At 73.5% G+C, this 17,956-nt stretch carries 16 protein-coding genes; 9 read left to right on the forward strand and 7 right to left on the reverse strand.

Annotated elements, in window-relative coordinates; translation table 11 throughout:
* The first annotated feature begins 45 nt into the window (after positions 1-45).
* The 7 genes from HT134_RS35240 (at position 46) to HT134_RS35270 (ending at position 10,223) form a co-directional block, all read left to right on the forward strand.
* Positions 46-951: a LysR family transcriptional regulator gene (locus tag HT134_RS35240; protein ID WP_175604796.1), complete on the forward strand. Its 906-nt coding sequence runs from the start codon at positions 46-48 to the stop codon at positions 949-951.
* Between the two features lie 100 nt (positions 952-1,051).
* The gene (locus tag HT134_RS35245; RefSeq protein ID WP_175592323.1) at positions 1,052-1,330 is read left to right on the forward strand and encodes an acylphosphatase; all 279 of its coding nucleotides are present in this window, start codon (positions 1,052-1,054) and stop codon (positions 1,328-1,330) included.
* Positions 1,331-1,521: 191 nt separating this feature from the next.
* Positions 1,522-1,716 carry a hypothetical protein gene (locus HT134_RS35250; RefSeq protein ID WP_055505123.1) on the forward strand — a complete coding sequence of 65 codons (195 nt, stop codon included), beginning with the start codon at positions 1,522-1,524 and terminating at the stop codon, positions 1,714-1,716.
* A gap of 185 nt (positions 1,717-1,901) precedes the next feature.
* Entirely contained in the window at positions 1,902-5,612 is a 3,711-nt protein-coding gene (smc, locus tag HT134_RS35255) for a chromosome segregation protein SMC (protein WP_175604798.1), read from the forward strand.
* Positions 5,613-5,717: 105 nt separating this feature from the next.
* Complete coding sequence (gene ftsY / locus HT134_RS35260) at positions 5,718-6,899, forward strand: signal recognition particle-docking protein FtsY (protein WP_175604799.1); 1,182 nt, start codon at positions 5,718-5,720, stop codon at positions 6,897-6,899.
* A 342-nt stretch (positions 6,900-7,241) separates the two neighbouring features.
* Complete coding sequence (locus HT134_RS35265) at positions 7,242-8,912, forward strand: tetratricopeptide repeat protein (protein WP_175604800.1); 1,671 nt, start codon at positions 7,242-7,244, stop codon at positions 8,910-8,912.
* A 3-nt stretch (positions 8,913-8,915) separates the two neighbouring features.
* Positions 8,916-10,223, forward strand: a complete 1,308-nt coding sequence (locus tag HT134_RS35270; RefSeq protein WP_175604801.1) for an MFS transporter — start codon at positions 8,916-8,918, stop codon at positions 10,221-10,223.
* Here the strand turns inward: HT134_RS35270 and HT134_RS35275 are convergent.
* From HT134_RS35275 to HT134_RS35285, 3 genes are read right to left on the reverse strand one after another with little or no spacing between them, the layout of a single operon-like run.
* Positions 10,159-10,947 (reverse strand): ABC transporter ATP-binding protein, encoded by a 789-nt coding sequence (locus HT134_RS35275; protein WP_175604802.1) that lies wholly within the window; start codon positions 10,945-10,947, stop codon positions 10,159-10,161. The two genes, HT134_RS35270 and HT134_RS35275, sit on opposite strands and share 65 nt — an antisense overlap.
* Positions 10,944-12,014 carry a FecCD family ABC transporter permease gene (locus HT134_RS35280; protein ID WP_312888675.1) on the reverse strand — a complete coding sequence of 357 codons (1,071 nt, stop codon included), beginning with the start codon at positions 12,012-12,014 and terminating at the stop codon, positions 10,944-10,946. Before HT134_RS35280 ends, HT134_RS35275 begins: the two co-directional genes overlap by 4 nt.
* Positions 12,011-13,048, reverse strand: coding sequence for a FecCD family ABC transporter permease (locus HT134_RS35285; RefSeq protein ID WP_175604803.1), 1,038 nt, complete (start codon positions 13,046-13,048; stop codon positions 12,011-12,013). The genes HT134_RS35280 and HT134_RS35285 overlap by 4 nt, the downstream gene beginning before the upstream one ends.
* A 103-nt stretch (positions 13,049-13,151) precedes the next feature.
* Between HT134_RS35285 and HT134_RS35290 the strand changes: the two genes are divergently transcribed.
* Positions 13,152-14,138: an ABC transporter substrate-binding protein gene (locus HT134_RS35290; RefSeq protein WP_175604804.1), complete on the forward strand. Its 987-nt coding sequence runs from the start codon at positions 13,152-13,154 to the stop codon at positions 14,136-14,138.
* 18 nt (positions 14,139-14,156) lie between these two features.
* Here HT134_RS35290 and cds1 read toward each other — a convergent pair whose 3' ends face one another.
* A complete protein-coding gene (gene cds1, locus HT134_RS35295; protein WP_175604805.1) occupies positions 14,157-15,230 on the reverse strand; it encodes an L-cysteine desulfhydrase Cds1 in 1,074 nt (357 codons plus the stop codon).
* A gap of 241 nt (positions 15,231-15,471) precedes the next feature.
* Between cds1 and HT134_RS35300 the strand changes: the two genes are divergently transcribed.
* A complete protein-coding gene (locus HT134_RS35300) occupies positions 15,472-16,059 on the forward strand; it encodes a sigma-70 family RNA polymerase sigma factor (protein WP_175592315.1) in 588 nt (195 codons plus the stop codon).
* Positions 16,060-16,063: 4 nt separating this feature from the next.
* Here HT134_RS35300 and HT134_RS47885 read toward each other — a convergent pair whose 3' ends face one another.
* The 3 genes from HT134_RS47885 to HT134_RS35315 all read right to left on the reverse strand — a co-directional run bounded on the left by HT134_RS47885 (position 16,064) and on the right by HT134_RS35315 (position 17,941).
* The gene (locus tag HT134_RS47885) at positions 16,064-16,690 is read right to left on the reverse strand and encodes an ATP-binding protein (protein WP_175604806.1); all 627 of its coding nucleotides are present in this window, start codon (positions 16,688-16,690) and stop codon (positions 16,064-16,066) included.
* Positions 16,669-17,028, reverse strand: a complete 360-nt coding sequence (locus tag HT134_RS35310; RefSeq protein WP_175604807.1) for an MEDS domain-containing protein — start codon at positions 17,026-17,028, stop codon at positions 16,669-16,671. The genes HT134_RS47885 and HT134_RS35310 overlap by 22 nt, the downstream gene beginning before the upstream one ends.
* Positions 17,029-17,092: 64 nt before the next feature.
* Positions 17,093-17,941 carry an EamA family transporter gene (locus tag HT134_RS35315; protein WP_175604808.1) on the reverse strand — a complete coding sequence of 283 codons (849 nt, stop codon included), beginning with the start codon at positions 17,939-17,941 and terminating at the stop codon, positions 17,093-17,095.
* Positions 17,942-17,956: the final 15 nt, after the last annotated feature.

The following is a 17,956-nucleotide window of genomic DNA, read 5'->3' on the forward strand; positions in this document are numbered from 1 at the left end:
ATGACGGGACGCTCAGGCAAGGTTTAGCTGGACTAAGGGGTGAGGATGGAGTTCAGGGAACTGGAGTGCTTCGTGGTGCTCAGCGAGGAGCTCCACTTCGCGCGGGCCGCCGACCGGCTGTACCTGTCGCCGGGCCGGGTCAGCCAGCTCGTACGGGCGCTGGAGACGCGGATCGGCGCCCGGCTGTTCGACCGGACGAGCAGGCGGGTGCGGCTCACGCCGCTCGGCGAGCGTTTCCTGGCGGATTTGCGACCGGCGTACGAGGGGCTGCGCGACGCGGTGGACCGGGCCAGGGCGGCGGCCCGCGAGGTGACGGGGACGCTGCGCGTCGGCTTCCTCGGCACGCCCACCGACCTCGTCACCGCGTCCGTGCGGGCCTTCGAGGCGCTGTACCCGTCGTGCGAGGTGACGCTGGTGGAGGTGCCGCTGTCCGACCCGTTCGGGCGGCTGCGCGCGGGCCTGGTGGACGTGGCGTTCACGCTGCTGCCGGTGGACGAGCCCGACCTGGAGACGGGGGCCGGCCTGAACCGGGTGCCGGTCAGCCTGGGCCTGCCCGCCGGCCACCCGCTCGCGGAGCGGCCCGCCGTGGACGCGGAGGAGCTGGCCGGCCTGCCGCTGATCGAGCCGGGCGGCCCGGCCCCGCGGGCGTGGCGCGAGCTGGTCGCGCCCGAGCGCACCCCGGCCGGTCGGCCCATCCCGCGAGGGGGTACGGTCACCACCAGCCAGGAGGGCATCACGCTGGTCGCGCTCGGCCGCGGCGGCATGCTGTTCTGCACGCCGACGGCGGCCTACCACGAGCGCCGAGACGTGGTGTTCGTGCCGGTGACGGGCCTGCCGGCGTCGGTGCTCGGGCTGGCGTGGCCGCGGGCCGGGGCGACGGCCGCGGTGCGCGCCTTCGCCGAGGCCGCCGCGGGCGTGGCGGGCCCGGAGGCGTGCCGCCGGGTGGCGTGACGCGGGCCGCGCGGGCGAGATGCGCGGGAAGCGGACGAGCTGCGCGGGAAGCGGACGAGGCGTGCGAGAAGCGAACGAGGCGCGCGGGAAGGGGCGGAGCGTGGAGGAGAGCGTACGGCTGACCGCCTGGGTCAGGGGACGCGTGCAGGGCGTGGGCTTTCGCTGGTGGACCCGGGCGCGGGCGCTGGAGCTCGGCCTGGCGGGCTGGGCGCGCAACACCGACGACGGCCGCGTCGAGGTGGTCGCCGAGGGGCCGCGCGAGGCGTGCGTCAAGCTGCTGGAGTTGCTGAGGGGTTGCGACACGCCGGGAAGAGTCGATGGAGTAGTGGAGAGGTGGAGTGAAGTCCGAGGTGGTTTGGGGGGTTTCCGGGAGCGGTAGTCGCTTTCGCTAAACCGCCCAAATGGGGTATAGTTATATGCACGGGAGTGCCCCGCGAGGGGCGTGACGGTCCGATCGACTTGACCGCCCACACTGCCGGTGCGACTCTTGTTAAGTACCACGCGCACCCCTCCCGCGGAATATGAAGTGCGCGAACCAGTCTGGTCACTCAGCGTGGAGGACCCTTTACCATGGCGAAGGCTCTACTCGGCCACGTCGGTGGTCCTGACCCTCGAATGGTCTCGGAGATGCGGCGTCTGCAGCAGCGGATCCGTGACCTGGAGGCAGAACTCATCCGGCTTCAGGCCCAGAATGACGCTCTTGCGGCGCAAACCCGCGACGAGGCGCTCAGCCGCATGCAGGAGCGCGAGCCGGCACTCACCTGAGAGTGATCGGAACGCAAGATTGAGGGACGTCTCGGAGAGGCGTCCCTTGTTATTTGCCCTCGTTCGGAATGTCTTGACGCCCCCTTTCCGCCTCCGGGCCGCGACCTCACCGTGGTGGCCAGCGACGAGGCGCGCGGACCAGTAGGCTTTCCCGAAGTCCGTTCAGGGAGAAGGGGGGCCGGCTCTTGCACTTGAAGACCCTCACCCTGCGCGGCTTCAAGTCCTTCGCCTCGGCCACCGTCCTGCGCTTCGAGCCAGGCATCACCTGCGTGGTCGGTCCCAACGGCTCGGGCAAGTCCAACGTCGTCGACGCCCTGGCCTGGGTCATGGGCGAGCACAGCGCCAAGTCGCTGCGCGGCGGCAAGATGGAGGACGTCATCTTCGCCGGCACCTCGTCCCGGCCCCCGCTGGGCCGCGCCGAGGTCACGCTCACCATCGACAACACCGACGGCGCGCTGCCCATCGACTACACCGAGGTGACGATCAGCCGGCTGATGTTCCGGTCCGGGCAGAGCGAGTACGCCATCAACGGCGACACCTGCCGGCTCCTCGACATCCAGGAGCTGCTGTCCGACTCGGGCATCGGCCGCGAGATGCACGTCATCGTCGGCCAGGGGCAGCTCGACGCCGTGCTGCACGCGGGCCCCGAGGACCGCAGGGCGTTCATCGAGGAGGCCGCGGGCGTCCTGAAGCACCGCAAGCGCAAGGAGAAGGCGCTGCGCAAGCTCGACGCGATGCAGGCCAACCTGACCCGCGTCCAGGACCTCGCCACCGAGCTGCGCCGCCAGCTCAAGCCGCTGGGTCGGCAGGCCGAGATCGCCCGCAAGGCCGCGGTGATCCAGGCCGACCTGCGCGACGCGCGGCTGCGGCTGCTGGCCGACGACGTGTGCATCCTGCGCGCCACGCTGGAGCGCGAGGCGGCCGACGAGGCCGCCGTCCTGGCCCGGCGCGCCCAGGTCGAGGCCGAGCTGGCCGAGGGGCAGCAGCGCGAGGCGGCCCTGGAGAGCGCCGAGGCCGAGGCGCAGCCGCGGCTGAGCGCCGCGCAGCAGACCTGGTTCCGGCTGTCGTCGCTGCGCGAACGCCTGACCGGCCTGGAACAGCTCGCCGCCGAGCGTCACCGGCACGCCGTCGACGCCGCCTCCATCGAGCGCCGCGGCCGCGACCCCGAGGACCTCGAGCGCGAGGCCGGCGAGGTACGCGAGCGCGAGCTGGTGCTGCGCGCCGAGCTGGAGGCCGCGCAGGAGCTCCTCGACGGCGCCGCCGAGCGGCGCGCCGAGGCCGAGTCCGAGCTGGCCGCGGAGGAGCGGCGGCTCGCGATGGCCGCCCGCGCCGCCGCCGACCGCCGCGAGGGCCTGGCCCGGCTGCGCGGCCAGGTCGACTCCGTACGCAGCAGGTCGCGCGCGGCCGAGGACGAGATCGGCCGCCTGACCAAGGCGGTCGCCGACGCGGCCGAGCGCGAGCGCCGGGCCCTCGACGACCTGGAGGAGCGGCGCGGCGAGGAGCCCGCCGCCGACCCGGCGCTGGCCGAGGAGCTGGCCACCGCGCAGGCGGTGGTCGAGGAGGCGCGGGCCGCGGCCGAGGAGGCCAGGGCGGGCGTCGAGCAGGCGCGGGCCGCGCTCGGGGCTCCGCGTGAGACGCTCCAGGCCGCGAAGGCGCGGGTCGGCACGGCTCGTGCCGCCGACCAGGAGGCCCAGCGGGCCGTGGCCGCGCTGCGCGCCCGGGCCGAGGCGCTGGAGCTGGGGCTGTCCCGGGGCGCCGACGGCGGCGCGGCGCTGATGGAGACGGGCCTGTCCGGGGTGCTGGGGCCGCTGGCGGCCTCGCTCCAGGTCGCGCCGGGCGCCGAGGCGGCCGTCGCCGCCGTGCTCGGACCGGTGGCCGAGGCCGTCGCGGTCGAGTCCGTGGGCACGGCCGTGGAGGCGCTCGAACTGCTCCGCCTCAAGGAGGCCGGCCAGGCCACCCTCCTCGTGACCGGCTCCGCGAACGGCGCGCCGGGATCGCCCCACGGCATGGCGGGCGGTGCCGAGCGCGGGGCGGCGCCCGAGGGGGGCGAGTGGGCGGCCGACCTGGTCGGCGTGCCCGCGCCGCTGAGCGCGGCCGTCGCGCGGGTGCTCGACGGCGTCGTCGTCGTCGGTGACCTGGCCGCCGCGCGCCGCCTCGCCGAGGCGCGCCCCGACCTGCGCGCCGTCACCAGGGGAGGCGATCTGGTCGCCGCGCACCTGGCCAGCGGCGGCTCCGAGGGCGGCACGTCCGTCCTGCAGGTGCGGGCCGCGCTCGACGACGCCCGCGCCGACCTGGAGGAGGCCGAGGCGCGCGCCGGGCTGACGGCCGTCGGCCTGGACGAGGCACTGGCCGCCGAGCAGGCGGCGCAGGCCGCCGTGGAGGCGGCCCAGGCGGCCGTCACCGAGGCCCAGAGCGCCGCCGACACCGCCCAGTCCGCCGTGAGCGCCGCCCAGGGCACGCTCGACCAGGTCAGGGCCCGCCAGCGGGAGGCCGACCGGCGCAGCGCCGACGCCGCCCGCCGCCTCGCGCAGCTCGAGGCCGCCGCCAAGGCCGCCCACGACGAGGCCGAGCGGCTGGCGCGCAGCGTCACGGCCGCCGAGGAGGCCCGCGCCGAGGGCCTGGAGGAGCTGGCCGAGCTGGAGATGCGGCTCGCCGAGGCCGAGTACGCCCAGGAGCTGGAGACCGAGCCCACCACCGACGCCCGTGACGAGCTGGCCGCGGCCTGCCAGGCGGCCCGCCAGCGGGAGATGGAGGCGGGCCTGCAGGTCCGCACCGCGGAGGAGCGCGTCAAGGGCATCGAGGGCCGCGCCGACGGCCTGCTGAGGGCCGCGCAGCGGGAGCGCCAGGAACGCGCCCAGGCGGCCGCCCAGCGCGCCCGGCGGCGCCGTCAGGCGGCCGTGGCCGAGGCCGTCACCCGGGGCGCGAAGCAGGTGCTGGCCGCCCTGAACGCGTCCGTCGAGCTGGCCGCGCGCGAGCGCGACGACGCCGACTTCGCTCGCGTCGCCATCGACGCCGAGCTCAAGCAGGTGCGTCTGAGGGTGCGCGAGCTCACGCAGGAGCTGGACAAGCTGGTCAACCGCGTCCACGGCAGCGAGGTGGCCCGCACCGAGCAGCGGCTGCGCCTGGAGCAGATGGAGCAGCGGGCCATGGACGAGTTCGGCGTCGAGACCGAGGCGCTGATCGCCGAGTACGGGCCCGAGGCGCCGGTGCCCGGCGAGCCGCCCGTGCCGTACGTGCGCGAGGAGCAGGAGAAGCGGGCCCGCGTCGCCGAGCGGCAGATGCAGCAGCTCGGCAAGGTCAACCCGCTGGCGCTGGAGGAGTTCGCGGCGCTGGAGGAGCGGCACGCGTTCCTCAACTCCCAGCTCGAAGACCTCAAGAAGACGCGGCGCGACCTGCTGACCGTCGTCAAGGAGGTCGACGACCGGGTGCAGCAGATGTTCGCCTCCGCCTACGAGGACGTGGCGCGGGAGTTCGACCAGGTCTTCGGCCGGGTCTTCCCGGGCGGTGAGGGCCGGCTGGTGCTCACCGACCCCGAGGACATGCTGACCACCGGCATCGAGGTGGAGGCCAGGCCGCCGGGCAAGAAGGTCAAGCGGCTGTCGCTGCTGTCGGGCGGTGAGCGGTCGCTGACCGCGGTGGCGTTCCTGGTGTCGATCTTCAAGGCGCGGCCGTCGCCGTTCTACGTCATGGACGAGGTCGAGGCGGCGCTCGACGACACCAACACGCAGCGGCTGCTCACGCTGTTCGAGGAGCTGCGGCAGAGCTCCCAGCTCATCGTCATCACCCACAACAAGCGCACGATGGAGATCGCCGACGCCCTGTACGGCGTGTCGATGCGCGGCGACGGCGTGACCCAGGTGGTCAGCCAGCGCCTGCGCGAGCGCGAACCCGCCTGAGACGGGGGGCCGGCGCGCCGCCCGCCCGGGCATGAGCCCGCCTGACGCGCCCGCGGCGCCGCCCTGGGCATGAGCATGACAGTCGATCTGGAAAACTGACATCTTGTGGATGGTTACCTCGGCGTCATAGTCATCGTGGTCGTCGTCGCCCTGCTGGCGGCCGGCGGCCTCTTCCTGCTCTTCAGGCCGGGCGGCAAGTCCGCGCCGCCGGTCGCGCCGCCCGAGACGGCGCCCCTCCCCGAGGAGGAGAAGGAGCGCCCGAAGACGGGCACCGAGGAGGGTGAAGGAGGAGCGACTACCACGCTCCCCCCGCCGGTCAAGCCGGCCGAGCCGATGGTCGTCGCGCCCGAGGTGGAGGTCCCGCCGCCGTCCGCGGGCCGGATGGTGCGGCTGCGGTCCCGGCTGGCCCGCTCGCAGAGCGCGCTCGGCCGCGGCCTGCTCGACCTGCTCTCCCGCGACCGCCTCGACGACGACGTGTGGGACGAGGTCGAGGAGCTGCTGATCAAGGCCGACGTCGGCGTGGCGCCCACCCAGGCGATCGTCGAGGAGCTGCGCACCAAGGTCAAGGTGCTCGGCAGCCGCACTCCCGAAGAGGTGCGCGCGCTGCTGCGCGAGCAGCTCCTCATCCAGGTCAACCCCGACCTCGACCGCACCCTGCACGTCAAGCCGCACGGCGAGCGGGCCGCGGTGGTGCTGGTCGTCGGCGTCAACGGCACCGGCAAGACCACCACCACCGGCAAGCTCGCCCGCGTCCTCGTGGGCGACGGCAAGAAGGTCGTGCTCGGCGCGGCCGACACGTTCCGCGCGGCGGCGGCCGACCAGCTCCAGACCTGGGGCGAGCGGGTCGGCGCCGACACCGTGCGCGGCCCGGAGGGCGGCGACCCGGCCTCGGTGGCCTTCGACGCCGTCGCCAAGGGCATCGAGGAGAAGGCCGACGTGGTCATCGTCGACACGGCGGGCCGGCTGCACACCAAGACGGGCCTGATGGACGAGCTGGGCAAGGTCAAGCGGGTCATCGAGAAGAAGGCCACCGTCGACGAGGTGCTGCTCGTCCTCGACGCGACCACGGGCCAGAACGGCATGCGCCAGGCCCAGGTGTTCGGCGAGGTGGTCAACATCACCGGCATCGCGCTGACCAAGCTCGACGGCACGGCTAAGGGCGGCATCGTCATCTCGGTCCAGCGGGAGCTGGGGGTTCCGGTCAAGCTGGTCGGTCTCGGCGAGGGGGCCGACGACCTGGCGCCCTTCGACCCCGAGGTCTTCGTGGACGCGATTATCGGCGAATAACGGGCGCATTATTTTCGGATATGGCCATTGCTGTTATGGCTATTTCCGAAAATTGGACAGGAAATTTTACTTACCCGGAAAAGCCTTGATCGCCGTCGGCGGCGTGTGTTCACATGAACCGGTCATCCGAGAGATCGCCCCGCGACGCTTCGCGCCGGTCTCGTCATGCTGGAACACGAGAGGCACCCCGATGAAGAAGGTCGTCGTCCACAAGCCCGGAACCGTGAAGCCCTCCGGTGCGGCCGCTCCGCGGCACGGTCACTGATTCCCGCCCGGCCGGCGTCCCCGTGAAGGGACGCCGGCCGGGGCGCGACCGGAGACGGATCACGGAAGAAGGTTCGGGTGGAATCCATCGTCCTGGACGCCGACCGCAGGCTCCACGGCCCCTACACGTTCGCGGCGGCACTGCTGGACCGCCTCGTCCCTGAGGCGCTGGGCCGCGGGCCCGACCTCGTCGCCGCGTACGACATCGAGATCGGCGTCGCGGCGCCGCTGCTGGCCGTTCCCCGGCGCAGGCGCTCCCTGGCCGAGACCCTGCCGAGGGCCCAGCGCATCCTCATCCCCGGCGCCCGCCGCACCCTGCGGATCGCGAACGGGCTGGCCGAGTTCGTCCGCGACCACCTCACCCGCACCCGGCCCCTGACCGTCACCGTGGACAACCTCGGCGAGGCCGATCCCACCGACGCCGAGCTGATCGAGGTGCTGCGCAGGCGGGTGGACCCCGGCCTGCTGCGGATCGTCCCCGGCCGGTCCGCGCCGTCGGGCGGCCCGGTCAACGCCGACTTCGACCGCTTCCGCGACGAGGGCTTCCATCACGCCATGGCCGAGGCCGGCCTGGAGGCGCTGCGCGGCATGACGTACGAGGACGACCCCGACCGCTGGCGGACCCTGGTGCAGCGCGTGGGCGGCTCGCTGGAGGCCGTCGAGCGCGAGGATGAGGCCCGTGCCCTGTACGACCGGGCCCGCCGCCTGACCGTCGACCCCAAGCACCGCGCCACGATCGCGTACGCCACGGCCATGCTGCTGGTGCGCCACCACGACCTCGCCCGGCGCGACCCGGAGGAGGCCCTGTCCTGGGCCAACGAGGCCGTCACGATCACCTCGCTGCTGCCCGACGCCCGCGAGCGCGCCTTCCACCTGGGCTTCGACCTCAACGGCAAGGCCCTGGTCGAGGTGCGCAGGGGCAACCTGGACACCGCCCTCGACCTCGTGCGCGAGGCCATCGACCTGGCCGAGGAGCACCTGGCCGACACGCACCCGATCCACCGGCTCGTGCTGTACGCCAACCGCGCCCAGCTCCTGGGCGCCACCGGCCGCACCCAGGAGGCGCTGGCCGACTACGCGATCGCCATCGGAGCCGACCCGGGCTACCCCGACTACTACCTCGACCGCGGCGCCCTGCTGCACAAGCTGGGCCGCCACGAGGACGCGCGGGCCGACTTCGAGGCCGCGATCCGGCTCAGCCCCCCGTTCCCCGAGGCGTACTACAACCGGGCGGAGGTCCGGTACGCGACCGGCGACCTCGACGGCGCGCTCGCCGACCTCGACCACACGCTCGACCTCGACCCGGGCTTCGCCCCGGCGTACGTGAACCGGTCCGGGCTGCTGGCCGCGGCGGGCGAGCACGCCGCGGCCCGGCGCGACGCCGAGCGCGGGCTGGCCCTCGACCCGCGCAGCCCGCACCTCAGGTGCGTGCTCGGCCAGGTCGAGGCGGCCGAGGGCCGGCGGGCGGAGGCCGTGGCCGCGTTCGGCGCCGCCCTGGAACTCGACCCGGACCTGGTGGCGGCCTGGGCGGGGCGGGCCGCCGTCGCCTACGACGAGGGCGACCACGCCGCCGCCCTGTCCGATCTCACGCGGGCGCTGAAGCTGGAGGAGACGGCCGAGCTGCTGTTCAACCGGCATCTGGTGCTGAGCGCGGCGGGACGGCCGGACGAGGCGCGCCAGGACCTCCTGCGGGCCGCGCGGCTGGCTCCGGGGGACCCCGACATCCGGCGGGCGCTCGCGGAGGCGTGAAGCGTGGGCCGGTCCTACTGGCTCCTGCTGACCGGGTTCCTGGCCTCGTCGCTCGGCACGTGGATCTACCGCCTGGCGCTGCCGCTCCTGGTCTACGACCTCACGGGGTCGCCGCTCGGGACCGGCCTGGTCTACGTCATGGAGTACGTGCCGTACCTGCTGCTGGGGATGGTCGGCGGGGTGCTCGCGGACCGCTACGACCGGCGGCGGCTGCTGGTGCTGGGCGACACGGCCTCCGCGGCCGTCACGCTGGTGCTCGCCGCGATGGTGGCCCTGGGCGTGGGGCGGCTGTGGCCGATCTACCTGGTGGCGCTGCTGCTGGCGTCGGTCGATCCGCTCTACCAGCCGGCGTTCCGGGCGCTGGTGCCGTCCCTGGTGCCGGCGGAGCGGCTGCCGCAGGCCAACGCGCGCGTCCACATCGGCGAGCACGCGGTGGGCATGGCGGGGCCGATGGCGGGCGGGGCGCTGGTGGTGGCCTTCGGCTACCAGGTCGCGGTGTACGTGGACGCCGGGTCGTTCCTGCTGTCGGCGCTGCTGATCGCGCTCATCGGCGGGCGCTTCACCGCCACGGCCGGACGCGCGCGGGGGCGGCCCGGGGCGGCTGAGGGAGGCGCGGGGGAGGGGCGGAAGCGCTGGTCGATGGGGGCCGACCTGCGGGAGGGCCTGCGGTTCCTCGTGCGCGGCGACCGGGCGGTGCTCACGACCGCGATCATGTCATCCGCCTGCAACTTCGGCGTGTGGCTGCTGCTGGCGGACCTCGTCTACTACCTCAGCTCCTACCACGGGTTCACGCCGGGCGAGATCGGCGTCGTCTACGCCTTCCAGGGGGCCGGCGCGGTGGCGGGGGCGCTGCTGGGCGGCCGGCTGGTCCGGGTGTGGCCGCCGGGACGGATCATGACCTGGTCGCTGCTGGCCGGAGGAGCGTCGATGCTGCTCATGACCGTCGCCCGGGGCCCGGTCCCGATCGGGCTGGCGTGGACGGGGCAGTTCTCGGCGGCGGGGGCGATGATCGTGGCCACCGCGACCGTACGGCAGCGCCTCATCCCCGACCACCTGCTCGGACGGGTCCTGGGCACGGCCCGGATGATCGCCTTCGCGTCGATCCCGCTGGCGGCGCTGGCGGCGGGGCTGTTCGAGGCGGCGGCGCGCGACGCGTACGCGATCATGGTGTTCGCGGGCCTGAGCTGGGCGGCCATCGCCCTCGCGGTGGCCCGCTCGCCCCTGCGGCGGCTGACCGTCGGGGACGTCAGGGCCGGGACAGCGGCCGGATCGGCACCACCATCGGAGTCCCCGCCACCGGATCGGGGATGACCTTGGCGTCCAGCTCGAACACCTCGCGCATCAGCTCCTCGGTCAGCACCTCGTGCGGGGCGCCCGCGGCCACCACCCGGCCGCCGCGCATGGCCACCAGCCGGTCGGCGTACCGGGCCGCGAGGTTGAGGTCGTGCAGGACCATGACGATGGTCCGTCCCGCCTCCTGGTGCAGGTTCCGTACGAGCTCCAGCACCTCCACCTGGTGGGCCAGGTCGAGGAACGTGGTGGGCTCGTCGAGCAGCAGCAGGTCGGTGCCCTGGGCGAGCGCCATCGAGATCCAGGCCCGCTGCCGCTGGCCGCCGGACAGCTCGTCCAGGGGGCGCTCGGCCAGGTCGGCCAGGCCCGTCAGCTCCAGGGCGAGGGCCACCGCGCCCTCGTCGTCGGAGGACCACTGCCGGTACCACGTCTGGTGCGGGTGCCTGCCCCGCGCGACCAGGTCGGCCACGGTCAGCCCTTCGGGCGCGGTGGGCGCCTGCGGCAGCACGCCGAGCACCTTGGCCACCTCCCGCGTCGGCATGGCGTCGATGCGCTTGCCGTCGAGCAGCACCTCGCCGCCGCGCGGCTTGAGCAGCCGGCCGAGGGCGCGCAGCAGCGTGGACTTGCCGCAGCCGTTGGGCCCGATGATCGTGGTGACCGTGCCCGCCTCGATGCCGAGGTCGAGCCCGTCGACCACGACCCGGTCGCCGTAGCCCAGCGTGACACCGGCGGCCTGGAGCCTCATGTGCGTGCCCTCCAGATGAGGTGGATCAGGTACGGCGCGCCGAGGACCGCGGTGACGACGCCCACGGGCAGCTCGATCGGGGAGAAGGCGGTGCGCGCGATCAGGTCGGCCCCGGTCGCGAGGACGGCGCCGGTGACGGCCGACGACAGCAGCGGCGGCTGGGCGCACCGCACCACGCGCAGCGCGATCTGCGGCGAGGCGAGGGCCACGAACGCGATCGGCCCGGCCGAGGCCGTCGCCACGGCCGCCAGCAGCACGGCGGCCAGCAGCATGAGCGCGCGCGACAGGTTGACCCGCACGCCGAGCGCGGTGACGGTGTCGTCGCCGTAGCGCAGCGCGTCGAGCGAGCGGGTGCCGAGCAGGGTCAGCGGGACCAGCACGGCCAGGGCCAGCCCGACCGGTACGACGTGCTCCCAGCCGCGGCCGTTGAGCGAGCCGCTGATCCACACCATGGCGCGGCCGGTGTCGTTGACGTCGCCGACGGTCAGCAGCCAGAACTTCACGTTGGTGAACACGGCCGCCACGCCGATGCCCACGAGCACCAGCCGGTAGCCGTCGAGGCCGCGCCGCCAGGCCAGCGCGTACACGATCGCGGCCCCGGCCAGGCCGCCGAGCAGCGCGAGCGCCGGGATGCCGAGGGCGGAGAACAGGCCGCTGACCCCGCCGTACACGCTGCCGCTCATGACGACGCCGGCCACCACGGTCACCGAGGCGCCGGTGGTGACGCCGAGGATCTCGGGGCTGGCCAGCGGGTTGCGGGCGATGGACTGGATGATCGCGCCCGACAGGGCGAGGGCGGCGCCGACGAGCGCGCCGGTCAGCGCGCGCGGCAGCCGCAGCTCCATCACCACGAAGTGCTCGGGCACGGACGGGTCGAACGTGGCGCGCACGACGTCCCCCAGGCCGAGGGGCAGGTCGCCGAGGCGCATGTTCAGGGCCATGAGCAGGGCCAGCGCCAGCAGGCCGCCCACGGTGACGGCGACGCCGCGCGGGCGCACCCGCCAGGACAGGCCCGCCACGCGCAGCGGGAGCGAGGCCCCGGCCCTCGTCCGGGTCGTCGTCGTCACAGCCGCACCGGCTTCCGGCGGCGGACGAGCGCCACGAAGAACGGGGCGCCGATCAGCGCCAGCACCACGCCGACCTCCAGCTCGCCGGGGGAGGGGGCGACGACCCGGCCGATCACGTCGGAGACCAGCAGCAGCGCCGCGCCGATCAGTCCGGAGTACGGCAGCAGCCAGCGGTGGTCGGTGCCGGACAGCGGGCGGGCCAGGTGCGGCACCACGAGCCCGACGAACGCGAGCGACCCGCAGGAGGCCACCGCCGCCCCCGTGAGCAGCGTGACGGCGGTGACGCCGACGCTCCGGGTGAGGGCGATGTTCTGGCCGAGGCTGCGGGCCACGTCCTCGCCGAGGGACAGCGCGTTCAGGCCGGGCGCGTTGACCAGCGCCAGCACCAGCCCCACCAGGATGAACGGCAGCACCTGCCAGACCACGTCCGGGCCGCGGCCGGCGACGGAGCCGGCCTGCCAGAACCGGAAGACGTCCATGGCCTGCTCGTCCAGCAGCACGATCGCCGAGGTCAGGGCGTACAGGAAGGCGCTGACGGCGGTGCCGGCCAGCGCGAGCGTGACCGGCGTGGGGCCGCCTCGCCCGCCGACCATGCCGAGCGCGAACACGCACACGCTGGCGACCAGCGCGCCCGCCAGCCCGAACCAGATGTAGGCGAGCAGGCTCTGGGCGCCGAGCAGGATGATGGAGGCGACCATCGCGAACGCGGCGCCCTGGGTGACGCCGAGCAGGCCGGGGTCGGCCAGCGGGTTGCGGGTGTGGCCCTGCATGAGCGCCCCGGCCACGCCGAGCGCGAGCCCGGCCAGCACGCCGAGGGCGGTCCTGGGCACGCGCAGCGAGCGGATGACGATGTCGTTCTCGGTGCCGGTCGGCTCGGTGAGGGCCCGCCACGCGTCGGCGAGGGGCACGGCCTTGGAGCCGATCGTGACGCTCAGCACCACCGCGACGCACACGGCCGCGAGCAGGGCGGCGAGCACGAGGCCGCGGCGCCGGCGGATGCCGTGAAGGCGCGGCGCGACGGCGGTTGCGCTCACGTGGTCCCCTTCCGGCAGTTGCCCGTCCCGCTGAAGTATGCCAGCTTAGGCAGGGCTAACCTAAATAAGGGTTGCCTAAGTTTTTGCCCGGGAAGGGGTTTCGATGAGACGGTTGCGCGCTGTGGTGGCCGCGATGCTGGTGGCGGGGCTCGCCGCCGCCTGTGGTTCGGGCGGCACGGGGTCCACGACCGCCTCGGCGACGAGCCAGGCCGGCAAGCCGTTCCGCACCGTCAAGCACGCGATGGGCGAGACGGCGATCCCGGCGCAGCCCAAGCGGGTCGTGGCCCTCGACCAGAGCTTCGTCGACGCGGTCCTGACGCTGGAGACCCCGGTGGTCGGCTACACCACCTACCGCTCCATCGAGGCCAAGCTGCCCGACTACCTCGGCACGGTCGCCGGCCAGTACGGCAAGGAGGCCGTCGCGGTCGGCACGCTGGAGCAGCCCAGCCTGGAGAAGATCATGGCGCTCAAGCCCGACCTGATCGTCTCGGCCAAGGTGCGTCACGAGGCCCTGTACGACAAGCTCTCCAAGATCGCGCCCACTGTCTTCAGCGAGAGCACCGGGGCCATCTGGAAGGACAACGTCCGGCTCATGGGCCAGGCGCTCGGCAAGGAGCAGCTCGCCGAGACCAGGATCAAGGAGTACGAGGCCCGCGCCGCGAAGATCGGCGAGGAGATCAAGGCCAAGGAGGGCGGGAAGCTGCCCACCATCTCGATCGTCCGCTTCGCCGGCGAGCCGACGGCCCGGCTCTACGTCGAGAAGTCCTACTCCGGCATCGTGCTGAAGGACGTCGGCTTCCCGCGCCCGCAGGGCCAGCCCACGGCCACCGACTCGATCGTGGTCGACGTCAGCCAGGAGCGCATCACCGACCTCGACGCCGAGCACATCTTCGTGGCCACCTACGGCGACCCCGAGGCGGCCAAGTACAAGGACAAGTTCGTCGCCAACCCGCTGTGGGGCAAGCTCAAGGGGACGAAGCACGAGGTCAGCGACCAGACGTGGATGACCGCGGTCGGCATCCAGGGCGCCCACGCCATGCTGGACGACCTGGCCGGGTTCTTCTCCGTCGACCCGGCCAGGGCCGCCTGAGGGCCGCGGCCCCCGGGTTCAGCTCGCCAGGAAGCGGCGCAGGTCGTCCAGGTGCGGGTGGATGTCCAGCCCCTGGGCGGCCAGCCAGGCCGGCTCGCAGTACGTGCCCCGGTAGCGCTCGCCGCCGTCGCAGATGAGGGTCACGATGCTGCCCCGCTCGCCGGCGGCGCGCATCTCCCGGATCAGCTCGACGCAGGCGGCCACGTTGGTGCCGGTCGAGCCGCCGACGTCGCGGCCGGTCACCTCGCGCACCCAGTGCATGGCCGCGATCGACCGGGCGTCCGGCACGGCCAGCATGCGGTCGATCACCGACGGCTGGAACGACGGCTCCACCCGCGGCCGGCCGATGCCCTCGATCCGCGAGCCGCGCGCGGTGACCGTGACGTCGCCCGACACCCACGACGGGTAGAAGGCCGACCCCTCGGGGTCGGCCACGGCCAGGCGGGTGGAGTGGCGCCGGTAGCGGATGTAGCGGCCGATCGTGGACGACGTGCCGCCGGTGCCGGCGCCGACGACGACCCAGGCGGGCACCGGGTGCGGCTCCATCGCCATCTGGGCGAAGATGGACTCGGCGATGTTGTTGTTGCCGCGCCAGTCCGTGGCCCGCTCGGCGTAGGTGAACTGGTCCATGAAGTGGCCGCCGGTCTCGGCGGCCAGGCGGCGCGACTCGTCGTAGATCGTGGTGGGGTCGTCGACGAGGTGGCACTTGCCGCCGTGGAACTCGATGAGGTGGCACTTCTCCGGCGAGGTCGAGGCCGGCATCACCGCGATGAACGGCAGGCCGAGCAGCCGGGCGAAGTACGCCTCGCTCACCGCCGTCGAGCCGCTGGACGCCTCGACGATCGTCGTGTCGGGGCCGATCCAGCCGTTGGCCAGGCCGTAGAGGAAGAGGGAGCGGGCCAGACGGTGCTTGAGTGAACCGGTGGGGTGCACCGACTCGTCTTTCAAGTAGAGGTTTACCCCCCACTGCGGGGGCAGCGGAAAGACATGAAGGTGCGTGTCACAACTCCGGTTGGCGTCGGCTTCCACTGTGCGGATGGCCTCGGCCACCCAGTGGCGCGTCCTCGTGTCGTGACGATCCACAAAATCCATGTGCATACGCTATCTCATGTGACTCCGGCCACTTTTTCCGCAGAATTGGGTGGATAGTGTTATGGTACTGAGACAAGTCCAGCCGTGGACGTGATAACGCACGCCGCGAGCAGATGGACTTCTCACCTCTCTGACCAGGCGTAACCGTTAACGCGGCCCTTACGTGGGTGTTGACACCATGGATTTGCTGCGGGCCGACCTGTGCCGAGATGGGATAGCGCTAGGGGGAAACTTGATCACTATGACCGAAGAGCAGCGTCAGGACTGGTTCGAGCGCGATGTCGTGCCCGTGACGTCGCAGCTGTTCGCCTCCGCCATGCGCCTGACCCGCAACACCGCCGACGCCGAGGACCTCGTGCAGGAGACGGTGGCCAAGGCGTACACGTCCTACCACCAGTTCCGCGAGGGCACCAACCTCAAGGCGTGGCTGCACCGCATCCTCACCAACAACTTCATCAACGACTATCGCAAGCGGCAGCGCTCGCCCAAGCTGTCGGCCGCCGAGGAGATCGAGGACTGGCAGCTGCACGCCGCCGAGTCGCACTCCTCGACCGGGCTGAAGTCGGCCGAGACCGAGGCGCTGGAGCGGCTGCCCGACAACGTGGTGATGAACGCGCTGCGCTCCCTGCCCGAGGACTTCCGCGTGGCCGTGTACCTGGCCGACGTCGAGGGGTTCGCGTACAAGGAGATCGCCGAGCGGATGGGCACCCCCATCGGCACCGTGATGTCCCGCCTCCACCGGGGCCGCCGCCAGCTGCGGACCATGCTGGAGCCGTACGCCGTGGAAGAGGGCGCCTTCCGTCCTCCGGCCCAGCGCACGGCCGCCTGACCTCTCACACCGTCCCCGTCCCCCGCCGCCCGCCCAGGCGCATGTGGAGCCGCACGCGCAGCGTCCCGTCCTCCGTGCGCAGCTCCACCAGGTCGCAGAGCTGACGGCTGATCCAGAGCCCGTATCCTCGCGAGGATTCGGGCTCCGGTGGTATGTAGCCCGGAAGCGGGTCCTCCAGCGCCCCGCCCGGGTCGGCGAGCTCGCAGATCAGCTCCCGCCCGTTCACCCACATCGTGATCGTCCCGTGCCCGGCGCCGTGCTCGACGCTGTTGGCCGCGATCTCCGACACGCTCAGCACCAGTGACGCGGCCCGGTCGCGGTCCATGCCGGCCGCCCGCGCGTAGTCGCCGACCGTGTGCCGCAGCCGCCGCAGCTCCGGCGCGGTGAACCGCACCGACTCCACCTGCCCGCTCGGCCCCGGCAGGGGCCGGTCGTCGCCGGTCAGCACCAGCTCGTGCGGCTCGACGAAGCCGGGGCTGGGCGTCTCGCCGTGCGGGCCGAGCAGGTACGGGTGGGTGAGCGGGACGTGCGCCCGGGCCTCCTCCGGCACGCCGTTCGCGCCGTACAGGCAGAGCAGCTCGGCCGCCGCGCCGCCGAGCGCCGCGTTGATCACGACTCGTAGCGGATCCACTCGCGCACCTCGCGGTCGGTGCGCCCGGTCCAGGGCGGCTCGCCGATCACCAGGGTGCGCCGGCCCAGGGTGTACTCGTGCTGGGCCGCGAGCGCGCGGTGCGGGTGGGCGTACCAGGAGGCGCGGGCGCGGCTGTCGAGGCGGGGCGCGTCGGCGCCGAGCGCGTCCCGTAACAGCTCCAGCCGGGCGGGGGTGACCACCGCCAGCACCCGCCTGCCCGCACGCAGCGCGCCGCGCACGCGCGGCAGGAGCAGCCGCAGGAAGTCCTCGTCCGAGTCGTACGGCACCGCGACATGCCTGAGCGACTCACCGTCGGGTCGTGCCCGGTCAGGGCGCACGGCCGAAACGTAGCAAGCGCTTGTCTCCCATGCAACGGCCCGGGCCGCATGGGGGCCGCGGGCGTCACGCCCCCGACGAGGCGAAGGCGATGAGGGAGACCGCCGCCAGCGCGCAGGTCACGCCGGTCACCTGGAGGGGGCGCAGCCGCTCGCCGAGCACCTGCCGGGCCAGCAGCAGCGTGCTGGCGGGGTAGAGCGCGACCAGCACCGCCACCAGGCTGACCAGCCCCTGCCGCTGGGCGAGCAGGTAGAGCACGTTGGCCAGCATGTCGAGCACGCCGGCGGCGGCGATCACCCGCCACGCGCCGCTTCCCGGCCGCAGCGCCCTCCGCGTGGCCAGGGCGACCAGCGCCACGGCCGTCACCGACGACAGGCGGGCGCCCACGAGCGGCCACAGCCCGGAGTCGTCCGGCGCCAGGTCGAGCAGCACGAAGAACCCGCCGAACCCCGTGCCGGCGGCCAGCGCCATCAGCACCGAGCCGCGGGAGCCGCCCCGCCGCGCCGGCGAGCGGTCCTGGCTGACGAGCAGGACCGAGCCGAGCGCCAGCACGACCCCGGCCATGGCCACGGCCTGCGGACGCTCGCCCTTGGCCAGCCCCCACAGCACCGGCAGCGCCGCCGAGGTGACCGCGGCCACCGGCGCGACCACCGACATCACGCCCGTGGCCAGCGCCCGGTAGAACAGCACGAGCCCGCCCGCGCCCGCCAGCCCCGCCGCGAGGCCCCACAGCAGCGCCGGGCCGCTCGCCAGGCCGGGCAGCAGCGGGAGCAGCCCGGCGATCAGCGCCAGGCCGGCGAGCTGCGAGAGCACCACGACGGCCAGCACCGGCGATCTCCGGGTGGCCAGCCCGCCGAAGAAGTCGGCCGTGCCGTACACCACGGCGCACGCGGTCGCCAGGATCACCGCAGTCATGTGCTCTCACCGTCC

The organism is Nonomuraea rhodomycinica (genome assembly GCF_013363995.1).
In the GTDB taxonomy this organism is placed as follows: Bacteria; Actinomycetota; Actinomycetes; order Streptosporangiales; family Streptosporangiaceae; genus Nonomuraea; species Nonomuraea rhodomycinica.